At 56.8% G+C, this 25045-nt stretch carries 18 protein-coding genes; 8 read left to right on the top strand and 10 right to left on the bottom strand.

The features are described from left to right. Positions 1-509 precede the first annotated feature (509 nt). The 5 genes from ACR0C6_RS10775 (at position 510) to ACR0C6_RS10755 (ending at position 9129) form a co-directional block, all read left to right on the top strand. The gene (locus tag ACR0C6_RS10775) at positions 510-1616 is read left to right on the top strand and encodes a saccharopine dehydrogenase family protein (RefSeq protein ID WP_480619214.1); all 1107 of its coding nucleotides are present in this window, start codon (positions 510-512) and stop codon (positions 1614-1616) included. Positions 1617-1634: 18 nt separating this feature from the next. Further along, positions 1635-3131 (top strand): L-piperidine-6-carboxylate dehydrogenase, encoded by a 1497-nt coding sequence (gene amaB / locus ACR0C6_RS10770; RefSeq protein ID WP_480619255.1) that lies wholly within the window; start codon positions 1635-1637, stop codon positions 3129-3131. A gap of 536 nt (positions 3132-3667) precedes the next feature. Beyond that, positions 3668-4561 carry a cyanophycinase gene (locus ACR0C6_RS10765; RefSeq protein ID WP_152460469.1) on the top strand — a complete coding sequence of 298 codons (894 nt, stop codon included), beginning with the start codon at positions 3668-3670 and terminating at the stop codon, positions 4559-4561. Between the two features lie 15 nt (positions 4562-4576). Beyond that, the gene (cphA, locus tag ACR0C6_RS10760; protein ID WP_480447003.1) at positions 4577-7378 is read left to right on the top strand and encodes a cyanophycin synthetase; all 2802 of its coding nucleotides are present in this window, start codon (positions 4577-4579) and stop codon (positions 7376-7378) included. A gap of 14 nt (positions 7379-7392) precedes the next feature. After that, positions 7393-9129: a Mur ligase family protein gene (locus ACR0C6_RS10755; protein ID WP_480447002.1), complete on the top strand. Its 1737-nt coding sequence runs from the start codon at positions 7393-7395 to the stop codon at positions 9127-9129. 305 nt (positions 9130-9434) lie between these two features. Here the strand turns inward: ACR0C6_RS10755 and ACR0C6_RS10750 are convergent, their stop codons facing one another. The 4 genes from ACR0C6_RS10750 to ACR0C6_RS10735 all read right to left on the bottom strand — a co-directional run bounded on the left by ACR0C6_RS10750 (position 9435) and on the right by ACR0C6_RS10735 (position 13552). Then, entirely contained in the window at positions 9435-10214 is a 780-nt protein-coding gene (locus tag ACR0C6_RS10750) for an IclR family transcriptional regulator (RefSeq protein ID WP_480447001.1), read from the bottom strand. Positions 10215-10225: 11 nt separating this feature from the next. Continuing rightward, complete coding sequence (locus ACR0C6_RS10745; protein WP_171636325.1) at positions 10226-11584, bottom strand: TRAP transporter large permease; 1359 nt, start codon at positions 11582-11584, stop codon at positions 10226-10228. Continuing rightward, positions 11584-12249 (bottom strand): TRAP transporter small permease, encoded by a 666-nt coding sequence (locus tag ACR0C6_RS10740; protein ID WP_152460474.1) that lies wholly within the window; start codon positions 12247-12249, stop codon positions 11584-11586. The genes ACR0C6_RS10745 and ACR0C6_RS10740 overlap by 1 nt, the downstream gene beginning before the upstream one ends. A gap of 64 nt (positions 12250-12313) precedes the next feature. Beyond that, positions 12314-13552, bottom strand: coding sequence for a TRAP transporter substrate-binding protein (locus ACR0C6_RS10735; RefSeq protein ID WP_152460475.1), 1239 nt, complete (start codon positions 13550-13552; stop codon positions 12314-12316). A 109-nt stretch (positions 13553-13661) separates the two neighbouring features. Between ACR0C6_RS10735 and ACR0C6_RS10730 the strand changes: the two genes are divergently transcribed. Continuing rightward, positions 13662-15257 carry a GMC family oxidoreductase gene (locus tag ACR0C6_RS10730; protein ID WP_480447000.1) on the top strand — a complete coding sequence of 532 codons (1596 nt, stop codon included), beginning with the start codon at positions 13662-13664 and terminating at the stop codon, positions 15255-15257. A 93-nt stretch (positions 15258-15350) separates the two neighbouring features. Here the strand turns inward: ACR0C6_RS10730 and ACR0C6_RS10725 are convergent, their stop codons facing one another. Together ACR0C6_RS10725 and ACR0C6_RS10720 are read right to left on the bottom strand one after the other, a co-directional pair. Continuing rightward, complete coding sequence (locus ACR0C6_RS10725; protein ID WP_480446998.1) at positions 15351-16592, bottom strand: acyl-CoA dehydrogenase family protein; 1242 nt, start codon at positions 16590-16592, stop codon at positions 15351-15353. 11 nt (positions 16593-16603) lie between these two features. Next, a complete protein-coding gene (locus ACR0C6_RS10720) occupies positions 16604-17638 on the bottom strand; it encodes a phosphotransferase family protein (protein ID WP_480619210.1) in 1035 nt (344 codons plus the stop codon). A 103-nt stretch (positions 17639-17741) separates the two neighbouring features. Between ACR0C6_RS10720 and ACR0C6_RS10715 the strand changes: the two genes are divergently transcribed. Then, the gene (locus ACR0C6_RS10715; RefSeq protein WP_480619208.1) at positions 17742-18677 is read left to right on the top strand and encodes a LysR family transcriptional regulator; all 936 of its coding nucleotides are present in this window, start codon (positions 17742-17744) and stop codon (positions 18675-18677) included. Between the two features lie 81 nt (positions 18678-18758). On the opposite strand, the gene ACR0C6_RS10710 is transcribed toward ACR0C6_RS10715, so the two are convergent. The 3 genes from ACR0C6_RS10710 to ACR0C6_RS10700 all read right to left on the bottom strand — a co-directional run bounded on the left by ACR0C6_RS10710 (position 18759) and on the right by ACR0C6_RS10700 (position 22432). Beyond that, entirely contained in the window at positions 18759-20054 is a 1296-nt protein-coding gene (locus tag ACR0C6_RS10710; RefSeq protein ID WP_480619206.1) for a glycosyltransferase WbsX family protein, read from the bottom strand. A 129-nt stretch (positions 20055-20183) separates the two neighbouring features. Continuing rightward, positions 20184-21449 (bottom strand): glycosyltransferase WbsX family protein, encoded by a 1266-nt coding sequence (locus ACR0C6_RS10705; protein ID WP_480446993.1) that lies wholly within the window; start codon positions 21447-21449, stop codon positions 20184-20186. Beyond that, positions 21449-22432, bottom strand: coding sequence for a class I SAM-dependent methyltransferase (locus ACR0C6_RS10700; RefSeq protein WP_480446992.1), 984 nt, complete (start codon positions 22430-22432; stop codon positions 21449-21451). The genes ACR0C6_RS10705 and ACR0C6_RS10700 overlap by 1 nt, the downstream gene beginning before the upstream one ends. 808 nt (positions 22433-23240) lie before the next feature. Between ACR0C6_RS10700 and ACR0C6_RS10695 the strand changes: the two genes are divergently transcribed. Beyond that, on the top strand, positions 23241-24095 hold the full coding sequence (locus ACR0C6_RS10695) for a glycosyltransferase family 2 protein (RefSeq protein ID WP_480446991.1): 855 nt from the start codon (positions 23241-23243) through the stop codon (positions 24093-24095). Between the two features lie 72 nt (positions 24096-24167). Here ACR0C6_RS10695 and rfbA read toward each other — a convergent pair whose 3' ends face one another. Further along, positions 24168-25034, bottom strand: coding sequence for a glucose-1-phosphate thymidylyltransferase RfbA (gene rfbA / locus ACR0C6_RS10690; RefSeq protein WP_480446990.1), 867 nt, complete (start codon positions 25032-25034; stop codon positions 24168-24170). Positions 25035-25045 lie beyond the last annotated feature (11 nt).

Genomic DNA, 25045 nt, shown 5'->3' with positions numbered 1-25045 from the left:
GCCCTTGTTCAACACGACAAGGCGGCCACGACCGAGCTTCACAGCCTTCTCCGGCGACCGCTGCGCGTACCATGCCGCCGAGCAATGCCAAGAAGTTGTTCGATTTGACCAAGCCATGTCGCAAACGAGAAACATCGCTCAAAATTCCGCGTGTGAGGCATAGTTGGAAGCGCACCGAGGCCAGGTTGGAAGCGGATCAGTCGCCTTGCAAGATCACCGGACCGTTGCGCCCGGAAGTCAGAACACAAGTGCTTGTAATCGCTCAAGACCGTGGCGCTTCCCAAGTGCCAGGCGCCACAAGACAAAAGGTCACGGCGCAATCGACCAAGGGCCGCGTTGGCACGTGGCAGGACCTGTCGCGACACATGGCCGGCAAATGCGATTCCGATAAATTATCGCTTTTTCCGTCATTATGACAGTCATCTACATCAATTCGTCAAATTGGCACCTATGAATTGTCGAGGCTGCGCGTCACCCTTGGAACTGGATGGGAAACAGCGGAGATCTTTATGTCCTGGAATGTGTGCATTGTCGGCGCTGGAAAGATCGGACAGATGATTGCAACCCTGTTGAAAGGGTCGCCGAATTACTCTGTGACGGTCGCTGATCATGATCTGAAAGCGCTTGGTGATATCTCGAAGATGGGCATTGGAACCAGACAGATCGATGCCAATGACGCGGACGGTCTGGCCCGGGAACTGACCGGTTTCGACGCAGTCATCTCGGCGGCGCCGTTCTTCTTGACCCCTTCGATCGCCAAAGCGTCCAAAGCGGCGGGCGCGCATTATTTCGACCTGACCGAAGATGTTGCGGCCACGAATGCGGTACGTGAACTGGCCGGGGACAGCGCAACTGCGTTTATGCCGCAATGCGGTCTGGCGCCAGGTTTTGTCGGCATCGCCGGAGCTTCGCTCGCGGCGGAGTTTGACGAGATTGACAGCCTGCACATGCGGGTGGGGGCATTGCCGCTTTATCCGACCAACGCGCTGAAATACAACCTGACCTGGTCCACCGACGGGTTGATCAACGAATATTGCAACCCATGCGATGCCATCGTGAACGGCAAGCTGGTCAAGACCGCGCCGTTGGAGAACTACGAGATTCTGGGCCATGACGGCGTGGAATACGAATGCTTCAATACTTCGGGCGGTCTGGGCACGTTGCCGGAAACGCTGCAAGGCAAGGCGCGGGATGTGTCCTATCGCTCGATCCGCTATCCGGGTCATTGCGATATCCTGAAGCTGCTTTTGAACGATCTGGGACTGGAACGCCGCCGCGACCTGCTGAAAGAGATATTCGAGGCCGCCCTGCCCCGCACCGATCAGGACGTGGTGCTGGTTTACTGTACGGCAAAGGGCACGATTGACGGTGTGCTGCGCGAAAAGTCCCTGATCAACAAATCCTTTGCCCGCACCATCAACGGACAGGTCTGGAGCGCCATTCAGGTCACGACCGCCGCAGGCGTGCTGGGGGTGGTCGATCTGATGCGGATCGGGGCGCTGCCCTCGAAAGGCTTTGTCCGGCAGGAACAGGTCAAGCTGGACGATTTCCTCAACACTGAATTTGGCCAGCTGTATCGCGCTGGTGACGTCACCGAACAGAACAAGGCGGCCTGAGATATGAAAGACATCGTAATGACAGCCCAAACCACGCTTGCAAACCTGGATCTGACCGAGGCCCAACTGAAAGGCGGCACGCTAAAGGTCACGTCGCCGATTGACGGAAGCCTGCTGGCCGAAGTGCACGAGACGCCGATCTCGGACATGGAATCCATCTTTTCCCGTGCAAAGGCCGCGTTCAGGGAATGGCGCGTGGTCCCCGCCCCACGCCGGGGTGAACTGATCCGCCTGTTGGGTGAAGAGCTGCGCGCGGCCAAGGATGACCTGGGCGCACTGGTCAGTTGGGAAGCGGGCAAGATCACCTCGGAAGGTCTGGGCGAAGTGCAGGAGATGATCGACATCTGTGACTTTGCCGTCGGCCTGTCGCGTCAGCTTTATGGTCTGACCATCGCGTCCGAACGTCCCGGCCACCGGATGATGGAAACCTGGCATCCTGCTGGCCCGGTTGGTGTGATTTCCGCGTTCAATTTCCCGGTCGCGGTTTGGTCGTGGAATGCTGCTCTGGCCCTCGTATGCGGTGATCCGGTGATCTGGAAACCGTCCGAAAAAACCCCGCTGACGGCGCTGGCCTGTCAAAAGATTTTCGAACGCGCCCTGGCCCGGTTTGGCGATGCGCCGGACGGTCTGCTGCAAACGCTTATCGGTGGCGCCGATCTGGGAGAAAGACTGGTGGCCAGTGAAGATGTTCCGGTGATCTCGGCCACGGGATCGACCCGCATGGGCCGCGCTGTCGCCCCCATCGTCGCACAGCGCTTTGGCAAGTGCATTTTGGAACTGGGTGGCAACAACGCAATGATCGTCGGCCCTTCGGCTGATTTGGAGATGGCTGTGCGCGCGATTGTCTTTTCGGCAGTTGGTACCGCCGGTCAACGCTGCACCACGCTGCGTCGCTTGATCGTGCACAACTCGATCCGCGAAGAACTGGTGAGCCGTCTGAAAAAAGCCTATTCGGGTCTGCCCATCGGCAATCCTCTGACAGACGGCACGTTGGTTGGACCGCTTGTGGACGAAGCGGCGGGTGCGGCGATGACCGCGGCTTTGAAAGCGGCCGAAGCGGAAGGCGGTTCAGTGTTCGGCGGCAACCGCGTTACCGAAGGCGTTCCAGCAGGCGTATACATGGAACCTGCGATTGTCGAAATGCCGGGTCAGACCGCGACCGTGAAAACCGAAACCTTTGCGCCGATCCTATACGTCATGGGCTATGACGATTTCGACGACGCGGTAGAGCTTCAGAATGACGTACCGCAAGGCCTTTCATCCTGCGTGTTTACCCTGAACATGCGCGAGGCCGAGCAGTTCCTGTCCGCAGCCGGATCCGATTGCGGTATTGCCAACGTCAATATCGGGCCCTCAGGGGCAGAGATCGGTGGCGCCTTTGGCGGAGAGAAGGAAACCGGCGGCGGGCGCGAAAGCGGTTCGGACGCGTGGAAAGCCTATATGCGCCGACAGACCAACACCGTGAATTACTCGGCCGAACTTCCACTGGCCCAGGGCGTCAAATTCGACATCTGAGTGTCGCTGGATAGTTGTCGGGCAAAAACTTGAAAAGCCCGCAAAAACACCACCCGGGACGACCAGTCCCGGGTGTTTGTTTTTACCTATATGTAGAAGCCGTGTTCAGGCTGCGGGTTTCGATGTAGACGCTGCGGCGGTCATTTCGATGCAGATGGGTTGTCGTGAATGTCGCCAGGGCGGCGGCAACGCGCGTATCGTTTCCATGATGGCGATCCGACGCGTTTCGGCAGGAGGCCATCCGTGACTTCGAGCAACCTCATAGATCGGGGAATGTCCCTGTTCGATGCGCGTGCGCCATTCACCTCAAACGTGACCGATGTGCTAGAACCGAATCGCAATGGGCGCCTGAAGGCGGAAATGGACGGCGATCTGGTGGTTCTTGACGAAAACCTTGCTGTACGGCATGTGATGGCCGGGGGGGGAGCAGCATGTCCGCGAAGGCCAAATAGCCCGACGTGGCATGCATGAACAGTTCAAAGCGTCCGCGCGGTCCCCGGTGACTGCCCGCTTCAGCACCGGAAGGTAGTTAACACATGTGCCCTGCACCCATTGATGCAGAGACCCCACGCGGGTTCATTATCCCGATCGGGGGCGGCGAAGATCGCGTCAAGGAAATGCAGATCCATCGCAAGTTCGTTGAGCTTTCCGGCGGCAGCGATGCCGACATCGTCGTGATCCCGACAGCCTCGATGCTGGAAGAAACCGGGCCCGATTATAACCGTATCTTTTCCGAACTGGGTGCGGGCAAAGTAGAGTTCCTGCCTATCTCGCGCAGGGCGGATTGCGACAACCCCGAGTATGTCGAGATGCTTGATCGAGCGACCGGAGTTTTCATGACAGGTGGAAACCAGTTGCGCCTGTCAGCGATTCTTGGGGGAACTCTGGTCGCCCAAAAAATACGCCGACGGAATGCAGCCGGTGTTCCGGTTGCCGGAACTTCGGCGGGTGCTTCGATCATGTCTGAACACATGGTTGCCGGTGGCAGCAGCAACTCGGCCCCGGCGGAAGGCAACATTACACTTGCACCAGGTATGGGCCTGACCAATGCCGTCATCATAGATCAGCATTTCACCCAGCGTAATCGTCTGGGTCGCCTGCTAACGGCTTCATCTTTCAACCCATTTTTGATTGGTTTGGGAATTGACGAAGATACGGCCGCCTTCATTGGGCCCGACAATGTCTTTGAAGTCATCGGCAGCGGCTCGGTTACTGTCGTGGATGCCAGTCAGTTGACTCATTCATCAATGTGGGATGCCCGGCGGGGCGAAGCGCTTAGCCTTCTGGGACTTCGGCTTGACGTTCTGGGTGAAGGGTGCCGTTATGACCTGACGGCTCGCCAGGCTTTTCCGCCGGATGAGCATTTGGCGTTCTGCACCTTGCCGGATTTGTCCGGGGAAGAGGCCGCCAACGGGGGGAACAAAAGCTAACCAACGGGGAGCCTCATGAAAATAATCTCGACCAATGTCTTTGTCGGCCCGAATGTCTGGGCAAGTTTCCCGGTTATACGCCACGTCATCGATCTGGGTATTCTGGAAGAGTGGCCATCGGCAAAAATTGGTTCCGAGTTTATCGACGCGTTGATCGAAGCGCTTCCTGGCCTTGCGGAGCATGGCTGTTCCTACCGCGAACCCGGAGGTTTCATCCGCCGTCTGCGTGAAGACGAAGGCACGTGGCTGGGTCACGTTCTGGAACATTGTGCTATCGAAGTTCAGAACGTAGCGGGCACTGACGTGACCTTTGGCCGGACACGCGGCACAGGTGAGCCGGGCCAGTACAACATGGTGTATGAATACCGTCAGCGCGACGTTGGGCTGGACGCAGGGAAGCTGGCAATGCGGTTGCTGATGCATCTGTTGCCTCAATCCCTGAAAGATCTGGTGGATTACGATTTCGACCCGGACTTTAACTGGGACGACGAACTGCGCAGCTTTGTTCTGCGCGCACAGCGCAAGGAGTTCGGCCCGTCGACCGGGTCGCTGGTCAAGGCGGCGCAAGAACGCGACATTCCCTGGATCAGACTCAACTCTGGCTCGCTGGTGCAATTCGGGCACGGCAAATACCAGAAACGCATTCAGGCGACGATTACATCCGAGACCAAACATATCTCGGTCGAGATTTCCTGCGATAAGGAAGATACCCACAACCTGCTGAACGATCTTGGCCTGCCGGTTCCACAGCAGCGCATGGTCTATTCCGCACGCGAAGCTGTGCGCGCTGCAGCGCGCATTGGCCATCCGGTGGTCGTCAAACCATTGAATGCCAATCATGGGCGGGGCGTTTCGATCAATTTGAATTCGGATGAAGAGGTCGAGGCTGGCTTCGCCGAAGCAAAGGAACATTCCCGAAGCCGCGCCATTCTGGTGGAGAGCTTTGTCACCGGGTTCGATCACCGGATGCTTGTGGTGAACAACAAGCTTGTTGCGGTGGCAAAACGGGTTCCAGGCCATGTGGTCGGTGATGGTACGCACACGATTGCCGAGTTGGTCGATATCGTGAACGAAGACCCGCGTCGGGGCATCGGGCATGAAAAAGTGCTGACCATGCTCGAGATCGATACTCAGGCCAGGCGCCTTATGGATGCCGCAGGCGTAACCGAAGAGACCGTCTTGCCGGACGGTGAAATTTTCTATCTGCGTTCGACGGCAAACCTTTCGACCGGCGGCACTGCGATCGACCTGACAGATGTGGTCCATCCCGACAACCGCGACATGGCGGAACGAGCCATAATGGCGGTTGGGCTGGATGTTGGCGGCGTCGATTTCCTGATCGATGACATCACCAAATCGTACAAAGATATCGGCGGTGCCATTGTCGAAGTGAACGCCGCACCCGGTTTCCGCATGCATGTGGCGCCATCCGAAGGACAACCGCGCGATGTAGCCGGCAAAGTGATCGACATGCTGTTTCCAGCCAATGAGGAAACCCGCATTCCGATCGCCGCGATCACCGGCACCAACGGCAAGACGACGACGTCCCGAATGCTGGGCCATATTATGAAGACCAGCGGCAAAACCGTTGGCATGACCTCGACCGACGGGGTCTATGTCGATGGTAAGCTGAGCGTCAAGGGTGACATGACCGGGCCAAAATCCGCGCAGATCGTCTTGCGCGACCCGATGGTTGATTTTGCCGTGATGGAAACCGCGCGCGGCGGGCTTGTGCGGTCTGGTCTGGGATACCAGCGCTCGAACGTGGCGGCATGCCTTAACGTTTCGGCCGACCATCTTGGTCTTGGCGGCATAAACACAGTCGAGGAACTGGCCGTGGTGAAACGCGTGGTGGTGGAAAGCGCGACGGATACGGCGGTTCTGAATGCTGATGACATCAATTGTCTGAAAATGGCTGACTACGCCGGGGCGGATCAGATTTTCTACGTCACGACCAATCCCGGCCACAGCCTGGTTAAGGAACATATCAAGGCGGGCGGAAAGGCCATTGTTCTGGAAAAAGGCATGAATGGAGACATGCTGACGATCTATGACAACGGGCTTCACATTCCGGTCCTGTGGTCGCATCTGATCCCCGCCGCACTGGAAGGCAAAGCGATCTTCAACGTTCAAAACGCCATGTTTGCTGCCGCCATGGCCTACAGCTTCGGGGTCGATCTGGACAACATCCGGCATGGGTTACGCACCTTCGATACCAGCTATTTCCAGGCGCCGGGGCGCATGAACGTCTATGACGAACATCCGTTCAAGGTCATTCTGGATTACGGCCACAACCCCGCCGCTCTCAACGCGATGGCCGCGTTGGCGGATCAATTGGAGATCAAAGGTCGCCGATTGTGTGTCGTTGCCATGCCCGGCGACCGGCGCGATGAAGATATCATCGACGGAGCTGCCGCGCTGGCCGGGCATTTTGACCATTTCATCTGCAAGGCCGATGACCGCCGCAGAGGCCGAGGACATGATGAAGTACCGCGGATGATGCGTCAGGCACTGATCGACAATGGCGTTGACGACGCATCCATTACGGTTATCCCGGATGAGGTCGAGGCCGTAAATGCCGGGCTGCAACAAGCGGCACCGGGGGATCTGTTGGTAATTTTCGGCGACGACACTACGCGCTGCTGGAAACAGATCATCTATTTCAGCTCTGACGGTGCAACCCCAGATGCCGAGGCTGTACCTAAGACCACGGCCGTCGACACATCCTTCGAGGACATGTTCGAAAACGATCAGAATTTGATCAGGGACGAGCGCGGTGTGCGCCTGGCGCGTGAAAACAGCGAAGACGCGGACTGAGCGAGGGCACCGGAATGGACCGGATTGAAGAGCTTGAAACCGCGCTGACCATAATAAGTGCGACCGCTGATCATATTCAGGTCGACGACGCCCGGCGTCTGACGGGGCCTGGCCTTTTGTGGAACAAACCCGGCGCGGTGATGGATGTATTTTTCACCGGAATTGATCCATCCACGGTCTCGGCCCTGTGGGAAAAAAACGCCCGGCGAGTGCTGGACGCGCTGGGATGGACGGATCAGGATTTGACCCATCGCACATTCACTGGCGGCGTAAATCTGGCGATTTCCGCACCAATGGATCAGCTGTATTCGGCGATCTTCGCGGTGCAGACGGCGTGGCACTTCTGTGCCGCGGAGTTGTTGGATGCAACTCCCGGTGACTTTGATCAAATGGTGGCCGATGTCAAAGCTGTTATGGTCAAAGAAGCCAATCCCCGCCTGATCGACCTGATCGCAGCGGCCGAGGCGCATGGCGTGGATATTCTGTGCGACGACGATGAGGTTTCAATCGGGCACGGTACAGGTAGTCAGGTCTGGCCGGTTGACGCCCTGCCCGTCCCTGATGACGTGGACTGGTCCAGCCTTCACAACATTCCAGTTGCGTTCATCACCGGCACCAATGGCAAGACCACGACGACCCGGTTGCTTGAGGCGATCGCGCGGGCTTCGGGCAAAGTTGCAGGGCTGACCTCGACCGAGTTTGTGCGGGTCGGCAACGACATTCTGGACCGAGGCGATTACTCGGGCCCGGGTGGCGGCCGGATGCTGCTGCGCGACAAGCGCCTTGAGATCGCCTGCCTTGAAGTGGCCCGCGGGGGTATTCTGCGCCGTGGCCTGCCAACTCGTGCGGCCTCGGCGGCCGCGGTCACAAATGTTGCGAATGACCATTTGGGACAGTACGGCGTCAATACCGTGCCGGAACTGGCACAGGCGAAGTTCGCCGTGCATCGCACACTTACCGATGGTGGCGTGCTGGTTCTGAACGCTGATGATGCGTATGTCCGTGCCGAGGCAAAAAACACGTCGGCAAATATCTGGTGGTTTTCCTTGGATGCACAAGCGGATCTGATCCGTGAGGCACGCGATTCCGGCAATTGCTGCGCCTATGTGCAGCAGGAAAATATCGTGTTTTTCGATGGCACTTCCGAAAAGTCGGTGATTGCCGTGTCAAACGTGCCCCTGACCATGGGCGGGGCGGCGAAATACAACACCCTGAACGCCTTGGCCGCCATGTGCCTTGCTCTGGCGCTGAACCTACCCTTTCCGGCAGTGCGAGATGGATTGGCCGGTTTCAAACCCGATGCAAAGGACAATCCGGGGCGCTGCAACGAGTTCAACTATCATGACGCCCGTGTTTTTGTAGATTTCGCACATAACCCGCACTCGATCTCTGCCGTGTGCGATGCGCTGTCAGGACTTCCGGCAAAACGTCGCTTTATCATGCTCAGCCATGCGGGCGACAGATCGGATCAGGACATTCGGGACGTCACCGCGGCGGCTTTGAAATTCCAACCTGACGTAATCGTTGCAGCCGAACTGGAAGGCTATCTGAGAGGCCGGGCGTTTGGAGAAATCCCGGACCTGATCGAAGGGACGGCCTTGAAGCACGGATACAACGCTGATCAGATCCAAAGGGCCCCATCCCCTTCTCAGGCCGCCGCCGGGATTCTGAAACAACTTGAGCAGGGCGATCTTGCCTTGTTGCTTGTCCTGTCAGAACGCGACGCAGTTCTTGAGATGCTGGGCGCTTAGGTACGACACCTATTGGCGTACCCCGGCGATCTATTGGAAAACAAACAAACCCCGCATTGGATTTGCGGCATCCAAGGAATCACGGCCACGAATGACTGTTGGCCTGATCATGGGTTTTCTATATTTGTGAGGACGTAATCCACCGTTCAATCTCGCCCGGGGAAACTGAGCGAAACCAATCGCCCGAGTTGTCAGGTCACGGTCGATCTCGGCAGGCATTCGGCGATCACTAAGCTTTGGAACACAGTCCGGGCCTGACAACACAACCCTGATGTTGTTCGATTGCCGATTATCTGGTGCGCCACTTACTCGCCCAACAGCTGCGACAGTTTTTCTGCACCCCGGCGCAAGGTGCCTAGAAATGACTTCAGACTGCCGACATCATGCCGTTGCGTCGGGGCATGAACTGAAAGCGTGGCAACCAGCCTGCCCTGCGCGTCCTGCACCGGCACGGCGATCGCCACCATGCCCGCCATGAATTCTTCGTCGTCGGTGGAAAATCCCCGCTCGGCCGTGATCTTGATTTCACTCAGCAGGGCCTTCGGCTCTGTTAAAGAACGGGCGGTCTGCTCCTTCAGCTTTCCGGCTGACAGAAACCCGTTCAGAGTTTTGGGGCGCAAGGTGGAAAGGTACATCTTGCCACTGGCCGTGCAGTGGAACGGCACCTGGGTTCCGATCGGCAATTGAATCCGCAACGGCCATTCTGTTTCCACCCGGTCAAGATAGATCATGCCTTCGCGATCCGGGATGGCCAGATTGCAGGTTTCGCCCACTTCGTCGGCCACGCCGCGCAGGATGGCGAGACGCGCGGTCCGCAGATGCTCGGCGGACATGGTATTCACGGACAACAGCCGCAGTCTTCTGCCCGGACCATAGGACCGTCCGTCAAGATCGCGTTGCAAGAACCCTTCTGCCTCTGCCGTTTGCAACAGACGATGGATTGTGGGCTTGGCCAATCCCAATGCATCGATCAAATCCGAGGGTTTGACCGCCACCCCGCGCCGTGCCACCTCTTCCAGGATCAGCAACAGGCGCAGGTTGGTGGGAATCTGAGTTTCTCGGTCTTTTGTGTCGGTCTCGGCCATCCCTTCACATTCTAGTTGTTTGGCAGAAGGATCAAGGCCAGTTCGGGCACCAGCGACACCAATATCCAGACGGATAGCAGGGCCACCAAGTAAGGCACCGTATAGCGCAGCAACCGGAAATACGGCACACCGGTCACGCCGGAAGCGACGTAAAGGTTAAGCCCATATGGTGGTGTGATAAACCCGATGGATGCACCGACCAGGAAGATGACCGAGAAATGGATTGGATCAATTCCAACCGAGGCTGCGATTGGCGCAAGGATCGGGGCCAGGATGATGGTGACCGGAAGGCTTTCCAACACCATGCCTGAAAAGAAGACGATCACCATCGATGTGAACAGAACCGCATGGTACCCCCCCATGGAGGTCACGAAGTTTCCGATTGTTTCCTGTGCGCCAAGTAGGGACAGGATTTGCTGCATCACAACCGAAATTGCGATCAACGGGGCCAGGATACCCGTAATCTGGGCAGACCTGATGACGATTGAGGGAATCTCTGGGATCGTGAACCCTTCGACCACGAACATTTCAGCGAAGCTCTTTTCGGTCGGCGGTATATCGTTCCGGGCCCCCATGATGCGGTTGATCGGGTAGCTGACCAGCCCCGCGATGACACAAAAGCCCACGGTCACGCCGGCGGCCTCTGTCGGTGAGAACTTGCCGGTATAAATGCCCCAGAGCACAAGACCGATGGCGAAAAAGCCAAGCCAGGCACCAAAGGCGGTTTTCAGCACCCGGTTCAATTGCAGCGGGATCAGATAGCCCCACCCGTTCATGCGGCAGATGATCCAGCATGCCAGTTGCATCCCTATGACCATCAGCGCACCGGGCAAAATTCCGGCCACGAACAATTCGGAAATCGGCAGGTTCATCAGAAAGCCATAGACGATGAAGATGATCGAAGGGGGAATGATGATACCGACAGTACCGCCCGCAGCAGCGGTCGCGGCGCTGAACCGTTCGTCATAGCCGCCCTTTACCATCTCGGGGTGCAGCATCGACCCGATGGTCGCCGTCGTGGCCGAGTTCGACCCCGAAATCGCCGCAAACAGCCCGCAAGCACCCAGCGACGCCATTGCAAGTCCGCCGCGTATCCAGCCCAAACAGGCATAGGCAAAATCACTGAGCCGTCGCGCGATACCGGATTTGTTGATCAGGTCTCCGGTCAAGATGAACAGCGGCATCGCCAACAGGGCGAAGCCCTTGTTGAAGACGTTCAGCAGTTCGGCCCCCATATTGTCCAGCGTCAGACCAAGGACAAAGGAACATCCAATGACCCAGTAACCGATGACCAGCAGCACCGGCACGCCCAGCATGAACAGAAAGGTGACCCCCAGCGAGATCAGTGTAACAAGTGTTCCGTCTGTCATCAGTCTGCCCCGATCACGGCCTGCTTGATCAACGGCTCGCCTGTTTTCCAGTTGTGCAAATCATCGGCGAGGTTCTGAAACACGCGACCGACCATCAAGAAGAATGACAATGGAGCAGCCAGCAGGAACCACCACTGCATGATATTGTCCGTGCCCAGAACGATCTGAAAGTTCGAGGCCGAAAGCGCCACCAGTCGCGAGGTGGTCACGATGACGATCACCGCAAAGATGAACCACAGCACCGCGTCAAGAAACAGGCAGGCCAGTTGCCCGCCGCGGGGCATGGCGGTGCGGAATTCACTGAAACTCAGGTGCGTGCGCAGGCGTACGTTGTAGGACGCTCCAAACCAGGCCATCACCATGAAAAGAAGCGGAGGAATGGTCGTGGACCAGGGTTCCTGATCATTGAAGACAAACCGGTCGATCACGCCCCAGAAAATGATCAGCGCGATGGCAAGATAGGAATACACCATGACCGACCGTTCCAGATGACGTTCGATCAACGGCACCTTGCGATAGATCAGCATGACCAGCAAACCCCCGATCGCGGCAACGACCGCACCAACGATCCAAGCGGCGTCGGATTCCAGAGCAAGTTGAATCTCGAAAGAATCCTGGCTGAGAAAAGCGCTGAATATTGCGCCAATATCTGCCCAAAGTGACATGAAGCCCGTCCTCCCAGTGGGTATTGATTGAACCGGCCCGTTCGGGCCGGTTCTGGCAGTCTAATCAGGCCTCGCCCTTCCACCAGCGGCGCGGCTCGACATTTTCCGGCAGCGTGTCCGCTGGGATCTCGCGCGCGATGTCGTAGATCTCCTGGTATGTGTCGATGCCACCGGCCCATTTGTTCAGCCGCTCGCGCCACTGCGCCCACGGCTCGGGGTTGTAGTTCGGAGCGCACATTTCTTCGGCCAGCTTGATCTGGTCCTCCGGCAGGAAGGCCGGGCGCACGCCGTTTTCCGCAAAAATGGTTTGCGGCAATTGCGGATCCGAGAATCCGACAGTGTTCAGTAGTGCCGCCTCGTTCGCACCTTGGATCAACGCCTGTGTGAAGTAGGAAGACTCCATCACGGCATCCTGCAATTCACCGCCCAGCCCGTCGAACACTTTGGCAGACATCGAAGTGTGTTCGGTACCGCAGAAGAACTTCAGGTTCACCGATTGCGAGACCACAGGTGCCATGTTCGCATATGCCACCGCCGAGGCCCAGGTTTCCGCACCGTCGATCAGACCGGTCTTGAGCGCATCCAGCGTCTCTTCCCATGCCACCGGAACAGGGTTCAGGTTCAGCAGTTGCATCGCGATCCGACCCAGCTGCGTACCGGTCACGCGGTTCTTGGTGCCGAACAACTCTTCCAGCTTGGTGACGGTCGGCTTGTCGGCAAAGGTCGAGCCCATTTGCAGACCACGCAATTCACAATGGGTGAACAGGAATTTCAGCCCGTGACGCTTTTCAAGCGGGTCGCGCAGGATGCGCTGGCTGGCGGGGCTGTAAAAGAAATGATACTGCGCCGCCCGGCTGGGGAACATATAGGCATAGTCCAGGACGTTCAGATAAGGCGCACCGCCGGCCGAATTCTGGGTCGAGGCTGCGTAGATATCGACGATTCCCTGCTGGGTTTTTTCAACACAGCTGAGTTGTCCGCAGATCTGGTTGTCGCCGATGAACTCGATCCGAATCTCGCCATCGGTGCGTTCTTCCAGGTCGCGTGCAAACTCGATGGCGCCGGCGCGCTCGATCAGCAGGTTGCGGGTGTTGAAGCCCGACGCACCAAATTTCAACGTGTGCTTCGGTTCTTTCGAAAAGCGTTTTTCATACGTGGATTCCGCCGCTTGCGCCAGATTGGCCAGGCTCATTGCCCCGCCAAACCCTCCTGCTGCAAGCAGCGTCGAGCTCATGCCGTAGCGCCCTGCCACCCGGAAAAAATCCCGCCGAGAAATACCACTCAGTTTCCGACCAATCTCCATTGCTTACCTCCCTGTTCGCAATTATTGAGACGTTTTGTATCAAAAAAGGCTAGTATATTTCTTGCATCTTGCATAGAGTTTTTTTCAACGACGTTGGAAGGAGGCGGTCATGGAAGTGGATTATGCGGTAGTTGGCGCGGGGTCTTCGGGCTGTGTCATCGCCAATCGGCTCAGCGCCGACCCCAACACGACCGTCGCGTTGTTGGAGGCTGGCGGCCGCGACACCAATCCCTGGATCCACATCCCGGTTGGCTATTTCAAAACCATGCACAACCCTTCGGTGGACTGGTGTTACAGGACCGAGCCCGATCCGGGCCTGAACGGGCGCTCGATCGACTGGCCACGCGGCAAGGTGCTGGGCGGCTCATCCTCACTGAACGGTCTGCTCTATGTGCGCGGCCAAAAAGAAGATTATGACCGCTGGCGCCAGATGGGGAATGTCGGCTGGGGCTGGGAAGACGTGCTGCCTCTGTTCAAACGCAGCGAAGATCAAGAACGCGGCGAAGATCCGTATCACGGCGTCGGAGGGCCGCTGTCGGTGTCGAACATGCGCATTCAGCGACCGATCTGCGACGCATGGGTCGCGGCAGCGCAAGCCGCGGGATACCCGTTCAATCCGGATTACAACGGCGCAGATCAGGAAGGCGTAGGGTATTTTCAGCTGACCACGCGCAATGGGCGCAGGTGCAGCTCGGCCGTGGCGTATCTGAAACCCATTCGAAACCGACAAAACCTGAACATCATCACGAACGCATTGGTGACACGCGTAACGCTGGACGGGAAACAGGCGACCGGACTTGTCTATCGGGATCGCGCAGGCAATGAGAAAACCCTTAAGGTGCGGCGCGAAATCATCCTGTCCGGCGGTGCAATCAACTCTCCTCAGATTCTGATGCTGTCGGGTATCGGCGATCCGGACCACTTGAAGAAAAACGGCATCGATCCGGTCCATGCCTTGCCCACTGTCGGCAAAAGACTACAGGATCACTTGCAGGCCCGTCTCGTTTTCAAATGCAATGAGCCCACATTGAATGACGAGGTGCGCAGCCTGATCAATCAGGCCCGTATCGCGCTCAAATACGCTTTGTTCCGCGCCGGTCCGATGACCATGGCGGCCAGCCTTGCGACCGGATTCATGAAAACGCGCCCGGACGTGGAAACACCCGACATTCAATTCCATGTACAGCCTTGGTCCGCCGACAGCCCCGGCGAAGGCGTGCACCCGTTTTCCGCCTTTACCATGTCCGTGTGCCAGCTGCGGCCGGAAAGCAGGGGTGAACTGCATCTGAACGGCCCGGACCCATCACAGCATGTAAAGATCATTCCGAACTATCTGTCGACGGAAACGGATTGCCGAACCATCGTCGACGGCGTGAACATCGCCCGCAGAATCGCACAGCACAATCCGCTGGCATCGAAGATTTCCGAAGAGTTCCGCCCGACATCCCAACTTTCGACCGACGATTACGAGGGCACGCTGGACTGGGTCAGGTCGAATTCCGTTTCGATCTATCACCCAACAGGGACCTGCGCGATGGGTACGAATGAAACCGCAGTCGTTGACCCCGCGCTAAAGGTGCACGGCATCGGAAACCTGCGGGTCGCGGATTGTTCGATCATGCCGGAAATCGTCAGCGGCAACACAAACGCCCCCGCGATCATGATCGGAGAAAAGGCGAGTGACTTGCTTGCCGCCGGAACATAGCGCGGCAGGCCGCGTATCCGAATGCCCAGGCAATCTGGGCAACTCGGCTTGCATATCTCAGGGAAAGTCCGGTGATGCCATCCCTGCCCTGACCTAGCGCAGAGGCGGTGTCAGCCACTGCGCCGACATCCCATAATTGGAATTCTTCAACTCCTGTTTGGCAATAGCCTGAAGATGGACCTCGTCCGGTCCATCCGCATAGCGCAACGCCCGGGCCCAAGTGTAACTGTCGGCCAATGGCGTGTCGGGCGTCATGCCCATTGCGCCAAAGACCTGCATTGCACGATCCGTAACCCTTGCATGTACCTGGGGCGCCACGACCTTGATCAGGGATATTTCGCGAAAGGCCTTTTTCGCCCCCACCTGATCTATTTTCCAGGCCGCCTTCAGGGTCAGCAGCCGCGCCTGTTCAATTTCCAACCGGGATTTGGCGATCCATTCACGGATCACGCCTTGTTCCGAGAGTTGCTTGCCAAAGGTCTTCCGTTCCTGGGCACGTTCCACCATCAGGTTCAGTGCCATTTCCGCCGCCCCGATCGAGCGCATGCAATGGTGAATTCGCCCCGGCCCAAGCCGCGCCTGAGCCAGTGCAAAACCGCTGCCTTCTTCGCCCAGAAGATTGCCGACCGGGACGCGCACGTCCTTGAACACCAGTTCAGCATGGCCTTCGGGATCGTGCATGTTCAGAATCGTCGGATTGCGCACGATCTCCAAACCGGGCGTATTCCTTGGAACGATGATCATGCTTTGCTGTTTGTGGCGATCGGCGTTCGGGTCGGTTTTGCCCATGACGATGAACAGTCTGGTATTGGGGTGGCACGCATTGGTGATGAACCACTTGCGGCCATTGACGACGTATTCGTCACCCTCGCGCCGGATGGATGTCGTTATGTTGGTCGCGTCCGAACTGGCCACGTCGGGTTCGGTCATGGCAAAGGCCGAGCGGATCTTTCCGTTCAACAGCGGCACCAACCAGTCTTTGCGCTGCTCGGGCGTGGCGAACATGTGCAGCAATTCCATGTTTCCGGTATCCGGCGCGTTGCAGTTGAAGACCTCCGAAGACCAGCTCACCTGGCCCATCAGCTCGGCCAGGGGCGCGTAATCAAGATTGCTGAGCCGCGTTCCGGGCTCATCATCCCGCAAGGAGGGCAGGAACATGTTCCAAAGCCCTTCGGCGCGGGCCAGCGACTTGAGGTCTTCCATGAACGAAACGGGAAAATTGCCGGCTTCTATTTCCTCTTTGTGGTCGCGAATGCGCGGATAGATATGCGCCTCCATGAAGGCTTTCAGCTGGTCGTACATTTCCGTGGCGCGTGGCGATAGAGCAAAATCCATTGTGATCCTCTTCAGTGCGTTGCAGCAGCGATTTCGTCGAGCGCCATTTGCGCCAGAGGGGCCACCAGCCCCTTGAACGCCATTGCGTTCTCGTTCGATGCGTTTCCCGCCAGCGCACGGCTGTAAACACCCTGTGCAATCGCAGCCATCCGGAAAAAGGAAAACGCCAGATAGAAGGTCCAGTTTTCAATCTCCGGCAGGTCACGCAGCGAACAATACCGCTCGATCATCTCAGCTTCGGAAGGGATGTTCAAAGCAGCGCGATCCAGCCCTTGCAGCCCCCGGATCAGACCCGTGGGCGGCAATCTGAGACACACACAGAAATAGCCCAGATCAGCCATCGGGTGGCCCAGCGTCGACAGTTCCCAATCCAGAACCGCGGCGATCTGCGGAGCATTTGAAGCGAAGATAAAATTGTCTATGCGAAAGTCACCGTGGATCAGACTGACCGAACCGTCACCATCGGGCAGGTTGCGCGACAGCCAGCCTATAAGCTGTTCCATCTCGGGAAGGGTACTTGTTTCTGCGGCGCGATACTGTTTGGTCCAGCGGCTGTATTGGCGTTGGAAATAGTTTCCCGGCTTGCCGAAGTCGGACAGGCCGACGGCGCCTGTGTCAACCGAATGCAGCGCGGCCAGAACCCGGATCATTTCATCGAACACCGGATGATGGTCGGCCACGTCTAACTCGGGCAGCGCAGGATTCCAGAAAATCCGGCCTTCCTGGAAGCTCATGACATAGAACATGGAACCAATGACATCCGTGTCCTCACACAGCACGTAAGGTTTGGCGACCGGAACCGCAGTGCCATGAAGTGCCTTCAGAACACGATATTCCCGATCCACCGCATGGGCCGAAGGTAACAGGTCACCTGGCGGTTTGCGGCGCAGCACGTATTTCGAACCACCGGCCTTCAGCAGATAGGTTGGGTTCGACTGCCCGCCCGAAAACTTTTGATAGGACAATGGGCCGGCGAAGCCTTCGATATGGCGCCCCAAATATGTCGAAAGCCGCTCGGTATCGAGTTCGAGGCCGGATGAGGTCATGCATGAAACTCCGTATTCCGCCAGGATACGATTCAGCTTACCGCCCCCAATGACATTTGTGAAATTTACTTGCATGATCGCCGGTATAAATCTGGTGAATGACATGACGACCAAGCTCAACAAGATAGACCTGAACCTTTTTGTTATTTTTGACGCCATCTACACCGAACGAAATCTGACCCGCGTTGCCGAACGCCTGTCGATCACGCAACCGGCCGTCAGCAACGCCCTGACCCGGTTGCGCAAGACACTGAACGACCCGCTTTTCGTGAAGACCAGCACGGGGATGCAGCCCACGGCCCTGGCAGAGAGCATTTCGGACAGGATCTCAGCCGCTCTTCACCAGTTGCAAGCCGCATCGGCGCAGGGTGAACGGTTCGACCCGTTCACCAGCAAACGGCTGTTCCGGGTCAGTTTGGTCGATCTTCACAGCCTCATCATCCTGCCCGGGCTTTTGTCCGGGTTTCAGCGCACGGCACCCCAGGTCGAACTCAGCCTCGTGCGCATTCCCCGCCGGGATACGCGCAAGGCGTTACAGCAGGGCACGATCGATATCGCGTCGGACATTCCGATGCCGGACAGTTCGGATCTGATCAGCCGGACCATCATGAAGGACCGCTATGTCTGTGCCATGCGACCCGACCACCCGCTGGGTTCGGGCCCATTGACGCTGGAGCGCTATCTTCAGCTGACACATCTGCATGTTTCCTCACGGCCTCAGGGGGCGAGTCCGGTCGACATCGTCCTGCGCAAACTGGGCGCACGGCGCAAACTCGGGCTTCAGATGCAAAGTTATCTGAACATCCGGGATATTCTGCACAAGACAGATATGGTTGCCACGCTGACCGAATGCAGCGCGCGTGAAATGGGGCTGCGCATGTTGAGGCTGCCGGTTGAAGTGCCTCCGATCGAACTTCGCCTTTATCGGCATATCCGGTCCGACGGCGACGAAGCCGTACAATGGATGTTCGACCAAATCGCAGGTCGCACCGTCAGCGCGAACGATACGGAACAGCATCATAGGGTCGATCAGAATTGATACGGAACCCCGGGCACCATGTGTCGTCAGGATATCAGAGGCGCCAACCGTCAGGTCCGCGAAACCTCAAGGTCGGACGCGTCACGTGTTGATCTGACTTTCAGACTTCTTGGGTAACGCGTCATAGGTCGCCTGAAGATAGGCAAAGCCATATCTTCGGTCCGGCTCCAGATGCGTCCCCTCTGCCCACTCGTTCCACGCGTTTATGAAAACGATTTTTTCGTCGGCACTGTATTTTTCCTGCGCAAGAACCTGGCGGCACAAATGTTCTGTCCAGCGCTTGTAGGCATCAATCGTGAACCGCCCCATAATCCGGGGGGCATCCTGATTGCGCGCGGTATTGTCCCACGAGAGCGTAGAGGACCGAAACAGCTTGTACCGGGGTTCCGGCTTTTGAAGCTCTGCCTCGACCACGGCCTGGTAATCCAGAACGGCTCCTGTGAACTCTGGATTGTAGATCCCCATCTCATCCGTGATGTCGGTGCGCTTTACCTGATGCGGAGGGAACTCCATAGCAGCGTCGAAACCCAGTTTCTCGGGGTCGCCGATATCGAAAGTCTGGGCAGCTATGAGATACAGGTCCGGCTCGCCCCAGCTTTCTGCCTCTTTTCGCCAAGCTGCGGTTGTTTCCTCGATATTCGGTATGATGTTCGCTCGGTACACGATGAAAACCGGTTTCCCATCTATCCGAATATAACGCGGATCATCAAAAAATTTGCGTACGTGACGCAGAAGGTTCAGGGAATCCTCGATCGAATGGTTCTGCGCGATAAGAACGTCGTGCGCCCGCCCGTCCCAGCGGCGCGTCCAGTTTTCGTTTGCCCATGTCAGGCAAAACGGCATGTCGACTTCCGGATTGCCTAACATTTGTTCGAGCGGGTGCTCCATCAGGGTCTTTCCGCCGAACCAGTAGTAGTAATAGGAGAACCCTCCTATCCCGTAAGACTTCGCGATCCGCGCCTGTTCGACCATGATTTCTGGCAACCGCAAGTCGTAGTAACCCAGATGAATCGGACAATGAGGTTGGTAATGGCCCGGATAATTCGGGACGGCCTTTCCGACATTGGACCATTCGGTAAAGCCTTTGCCCCACCATTCATCATTCTCTTTGAAGGGATGAAATTGCGGCAGGTAATGCGCAATCGCCCGCACTGCGGGTTCAGCTTTAGCAGGCGGGTCGAAGGGTTTGAATTCGTCGGCCCGACCGATGGCTTCAAAACCCTGCCTGTTGGATTGCCCCGGTTTGTCCCAACCCCTTTTGGGGTCTCTTTTCTTGGCTGAATTTCTGAACCGCCTTGCCGTACGTGGCGACAAAGGTGGGCTGAGTTTCGACGCTGCGGTCAGCAAATAGTAAAGCAGGGTATCTTTGATGGACATGCAGTTTCTCGTACTAAGGCGCGTCGTGCCGACTATGACAAAGAGAACCTGTTTCTCTACGCAATTCACGAGACAGAGTTGCATGAAAAGTACTTGGGACTTTCATGCAACCCAATCCAACGTGGTTTTCTATTTTGTACGGGCCGCGGACAGCCATTGCTTCAGCAAGCGACCGCTGACCGTATCGCGCAATAGACGGAATGCCCGTTTGGCCAACGGCTTGTTGGCGCCATATGGGACAGGATGCGCGTTGCCTTCCGTGGTTTCACCACGGCGCGAAATTTCAGGAACACCCACATGCGTCCAGTCGGTCAGTTTTGAACCTTGGAGAGCGGCCTTGGTCGCGTTCAAAAACGCATGCCCGTACTCGCGATCCGGTTCCAGATGACATCCTTCAGCCCATTCATTCCATGCATTCACAAAAACGAAACGTTCCTGGTCTGGGAAGTCTTGGGCGGTTTTGCGCAAGGCACGCGAAAGCCAATATTCATAGTTTTCCGGCGTTCCGTTCAAAACGATCATGGCATTTTCTTTCCGCCGGGCAGTGTTGTCCCAGGAGGGAAAAACCGATCGATGAACGTTGTTCTCAGGCCCATAGCTGTGACCCAGATACTGTCCTGCGATGTCGGAAAAATCGACGCAATGGCCTTGGAAATCGTCGAACAAGTCCACTTCTGGCGAGAGGTTGGGCACGTTGATGCTGTGGGGCGGGAACTCAACACCGGAATCAAACCCGTATGACGCGTAATCCCAGTTGCGGTGCGTCAGTGCACAGGCCAGATGTATTTTCGGAATTCCAACAGACGCGCAATAGTCACGCCAAACCTGCACGGTTTTGCGCGAGTTCTTCAGATGCTGCGGTCGATAAACAATCAGGAACGGAGCGCCATCCACTGTTATGTAGCGGGGATCCCGGAAAAACGGCTCGATCGACTTAATGAACTCCAGATCATCTTCGGGCTTGTATTTCTGTTCAATGAGAATCTCGTGCTCAGCCGCATCCCAGCGGCGCGTCCAGTTCTCATTCGCCCAGCAAAGGCAGAACGGCATATCGCTTTCGGGATCCGCAAGCATTTCGTCGACGGGCCGCTCAAGAAGTCTTTTCCCGGAAAACCAGTAATAGTGGTAGCAGAATCCATCAATTCCGCTGGCTTTGGCCATCTCGATCTGCTCAAGCCGCGTTTCGCGGACCCGCAGGTCATAAAACCCCAGATCCGTAGGAAGATGAGGTTGATAATGCCCGGTGAAAAGCGGCTTGGCTTTTGCGACATTTGTCCACTCGGTGAACCCTTTGCCCCACCATTCATCATTCTCCGGGATCGGGTGGAACTGAGGAAGGTAGAAGGCAATTGTCCTGATATTGCCGAATTCACGATCCGCGGTGTTTGTGGACATTACTTCTTCAACCCCAACAGCCGCGCCAGCGATTTTTTTTTCTTCTTGGCCAGTGGGCCGGGCTCGACTCGGGAAGCGGTGCTCGTGTCCACCGGCCCGATAGTCGATTGCAAATCAATCTCTTCGGACAGGGGCAGGCCTGCCATCATGTTGGTCCAATGCTGCCGGGTCTCTTCATCGGGTTGTTCGACGGGCAAGCCCATCAGGTAGATGTCATTTTCCGCACGCTCTTTGGGGACCGATCTGCTTACGACCTGGAAGACATGGGAATAGCGATTGCGCTGCAAGGCGGCCTGAACATCCTGTGGCAAACGGCTCCAGCGTTGACAAAACTCCGTCATCTCTGGTGTACGAACCACGAACTCAGCTTGTTCAATGCTCATACCCTGCGAATTAAGCAGATGCTGTACGTTTTTGATGCCGAAAAACCGGACATGGGTCCGATCCAGCAGGCCCCAGTCACGGTATTCGAAATCTTCATCGACAAGACAACCGGCAATGGCTGCATGGCCAACATGCGGCAACGAAAGAATCACCGATCCCGTGTCGTTCAACAGCGATTTCATGCCTGAAAGAACGCTCCACGGGTCGTAAACGTGTTCCAGAACGTCCGCTGCGATCACGTAGTCGAATACCCCGTCTTTTTCGCGAACGATGTCACTCCATGAAGCATCGTTGAGATCCATCGGGTACACAGAACGTGCAAACGGCTTTAGCTTTTCGATCGCCGAAGGGTCGATCTCAAGCGCCACAACATCACATTCCAATGTGCCGGAAAGATGGCGTGTGATCGAACCTGGCCCGGCCCCGATCTCAAGCACCTTGGACCCGGGCTTTACCATGCGCAGCACGCGTGCGGGTGCTACATCACTGTTCATATCAATGTCGTATTCGTAAGTGTGTCTATCGCTCACTGCAATTCTTCCGTGATGCTTATTTTGTGCTTCAATTCGGCTGCTATATAGTTTGGTCTGGTTCTGCAATCCCCAATACCAAACCGATACGTAAGGCTTTGGATGTTGTACCCTAATTATGCTCAGTTCAGCAGTCACTGTTGCACAAAACTCCTTTAGCAGCAATGACCCCTCGCCCGGGGGTTATTCACACCAATTACGCTGTGCAACCAACGTCTAAGAAACCTATTTTGACTGAGTTCTGTTTTGGAGCCTTTTCAGCAATAGTACCGGTGCACGCATGAGCGTCGAATGGAGCCTCGTGGTTTCCTGCCGAATTTCAGTGGAGGTATGCTTAATACATTTTTTCAATAACTTACCGATATCTCGAGAAACCACGGCTTGAGCACTTTATGGCTTGCAATTGCGCGCTGGATGCTGAGCGGAAAGGCTTGCGTCTGCAACAATTTGCTGAGCCTACAGATCACCGCCAACGCATTCACCCTGGCAAATAGATTACGCCAGAATTCCGATATCGCCTTAAGGGCATGTAACGACTTACTGGTTTCAACCCGGCGACAAGCAACAATCTGCTCATTCACCACGGCCGCCGGAAATCGAAAAAATCCAAGGAGGAAATCCTGCCGCTCCGATCAAAAAAGGCTTTGCATCCCCTAACGCGGCTTTGCCATTCTGCCATGCTTGATGATCGGTTTTCTGCCTTCGTCTCACCGGGGAAAAACCATTTCAATCATTTCTCAGATTGCCGCCGCTGAACGCACAGGATCACAGACCGTATTCAGCAGCCCGGATCCGTCGTACTGGAACCGGGGTTGACCCTAACTGTGTTTGCGAGGAAGTAACGATCAGGCCCATTCCACAGATACGGCAGGCAGGATTGTCACAGATTACGATCATAAGCGTTTGTTACAACAGCAGTGGTGTACTGCCGGAGATGCTGAATTCCATCCCAGAGGGCGTGCCAACAATTTTGGTCGACAATGGCTCGGATGATATAGAAGCGGTTCGGCAAATGGCCGAGGCACATGGCGCAACTCTGATCGAAAGCCCCGACAACATCGGGTTTGGCCGCGCATGCAACCTTGGTGCCGCCAAGGCGACAACGGACCTGCTTTTATTTCTGAACCCGGATTCCCACTTGCTGCCCGGAGCATTGGACGCGTTGCAAGAGGGGGCCGACAATCATCCGGATGCATCAGCTTTCAACCCTGCAATTCTGGACCGAAAGGGGGCACCTCGTTTCAGGCGATACAGTGTGATCATTCCCCGAAACGAAACCCTGCCCAGGAAAACAGCCGATTCCGACTTTGAATTGCCGGTCCTCGTCGGCGCCGCCTTCCTGGTCCGCCGCGAAGCGTTCGAAGCGGTCGGCGGGTTTGATCCCGAAATCTTTCTGTATCATGAAGACGATGATCTGAGCCTGCGGCTCAAAGCCGTTTGCGGGCCACTGTACTATGTTCACAACGCTCAGATGCGCCACGCCAGAGGCAAATCCTCGCCGGGAAGCCCAGCCATCGCTGGCCTGAAGGGGTGGTATATGGGGCAATCGCGCGTTCACGTCGCCCGCAAGCATGAAGTCCCGATGGCCTTTGGTCGGGCCCTGGCATCGGCGCTACTGCAAATGCTGTCTCCGGCTGTGTTGTTTTCAGCGAGAAAACGCGCCAAACAATGGGCATTCTTGCGCGGCGTTTGGCATGGCCGGAATACCCGACCAGCCCCGTTCAGACCTTGATCACAAAGCGTGAAGCAGCTTACAGCCCACGCTAATTCCAGCCTGAACACGTAACCATGAAACAGTTCCGGCCTAGCTCAGAAGCCCTTTCAGATAGGTGCCGTAAGTGGACTTGGCGAACAGGCGCGCGCGCGCCTCAAGAGCCTCGTCGTCGATCCAGCCATTCGCCCAGGCGATTTCATCCAGGCTGCCGGTCTGCATGCCCTGACGTTCCGTGATCGTGCGCACGAAGTTTCCCGCATCCAGCAAAGACCCGTGCGTGCCGGTATCCAGCCAGGCAAAACCGCGCCCCATGGTCTGCACATCCAGCAAACCTTCGTCCAGGTACATTTCCAGCAGCGACGTGATTTCCAGCTCGCCGCGATCTGACGGCTTGACCTCATGTGCGCGGGCCGGAGCGTCGCCATCCAGAAAATAAAGACCCGTAACCGCGTAATTCGACGGAGGCACCTTGGGTTTTTCGACAATCGCGCGGGCTTTGTTCCCTTGGAAATCCACAACGCCGTAGCGTTCTGGATCAGCGACCCGATACGCAAAAACCGTACCGCCGCGCTCCAGTTGATCCGCCTCGAGCAGCAGGTCCGGAAGGCCATGTCCGAAGAAGATGTTGTCACCCAGAATCAACGCAGACGGGGCACCGTCCAGAAAATCCTCGGCCAGAGTATAAGCCTGCGCCAGACCGTCAGGAGACGGTTGCACGATCCATTTCAAGGACAACCCGTATTGACTGCCATCCCCCAACAGGCGCTGAAACTGATCCTGATCCTGGGGGGTGGTGATGATCGCGATTTCGCGGATCTGCGACAGCATCAAAACACTCAGCGGATAAAAGATCATCGGCTTGTCGTAGATCGGCAGCAATTGCTTGGAAATCGCCATGGTGATCGGGTAAAGCCGGGTTCCGGACCCACCGGCAAGAATAATGCCTTTGCGCTGCATAATCTGTCCTT

This window comes from Ruegeria sp. AL12, from assembly GCF_056540885.1.
The sequence above is the reverse complement of the archived record's forward strand: the minus strand, read 5'-3'. Positions and strand labels throughout refer to the sequence as shown.

Coding starts and splice junctions, on each gene's coding strand:
- amaB (WP_480619255.1), top strand. CDS start 1,635: ATGACAGCCCAAACCACGCTTGCAAACCTGGATCTGACCGAGGCCCAA.
- ACR0C6_RS10710 (WP_480619206.1), bottom strand. CDS start 20,054: ATGTCCATCAAAGATACCCTGCTTTACTATTTGCTGACCGCAGCGTCG.
- ACR0C6_RS10705 (WP_480446993.1), bottom strand. CDS start 21,449: ATGTCCACAAACACCGCGGATCGTGAATTCGGCAATATCAGGACAATT.
- ACR0C6_RS10740 (WP_152460474.1), bottom strand. CDS start 12,249: ATGTCACTTTGGGCAGATATTGGCGCAATATTCAGCGCTTTTCTCAGC.
- ACR0C6_RS10755 (WP_480447002.1), top strand. CDS start 7,393: ATGGACCGGATTGAAGAGCTTGAAACCGCGCTGACCATAATAAGTGCG.
- ACR0C6_RS10725 (WP_480446998.1), bottom strand. CDS start 16,592: ATGGATTTTGCTCTATCGCCACGCGCCACGGAAATGTACGACCAGCTG.
- ACR0C6_RS10735 (WP_152460475.1), bottom strand. CDS start 13,552: ATGGAGATTGGTCGGAAACTGAGTGGTATTTCTCGGCGGGATTTTTTC.
- ACR0C6_RS10765 (WP_152460469.1), top strand. CDS start 3,668: ATGTGCCCTGCACCCATTGATGCAGAGACCCCACGCGGGTTCATTATC.
- ACR0C6_RS10775 (WP_480619214.1), top strand. CDS start 510: ATGTCCTGGAATGTGTGCATTGTCGGCGCTGGAAAGATCGGACAGATG.
- ACR0C6_RS10715 (WP_480619208.1), top strand. CDS start 17,742: ATGACGACCAAGCTCAACAAGATAGACCTGAACCTTTTTGTTATTTTT.
- ACR0C6_RS10720 (WP_480619210.1), bottom strand. CDS start 17,638: ATGACCTCATCCGGCCTCGAACTCGATACCGAGCGGCTTTCGACATAT.
- ACR0C6_RS10750 (WP_480447001.1), bottom strand. CDS start 10,214: ATGGCCGAGACCGACACAAAAGACCGAGAAACTCAGATTCCCACCAAC.
- rfbA (WP_480446990.1), bottom strand. CDS start 25,034: ATGCAGCGCAAAGGCATTATTCTTGCCGGTGGGTCCGGAACCCGGCTT.
- ACR0C6_RS10730 (WP_480447000.1), top strand. CDS start 13,662: ATGGAAGTGGATTATGCGGTAGTTGGCGCGGGGTCTTCGGGCTGTGTC.
- ACR0C6_RS10745 (WP_171636325.1), bottom strand. CDS start 11,584: ATGACAGACGGAACACTTGTTACACTGATCTCGCTGGGGGTCACCTTT.
- cphA (WP_480447003.1), top strand. CDS start 4,577: ATGAAAATAATCTCGACCAATGTCTTTGTCGGCCCGAATGTCTGGGCA.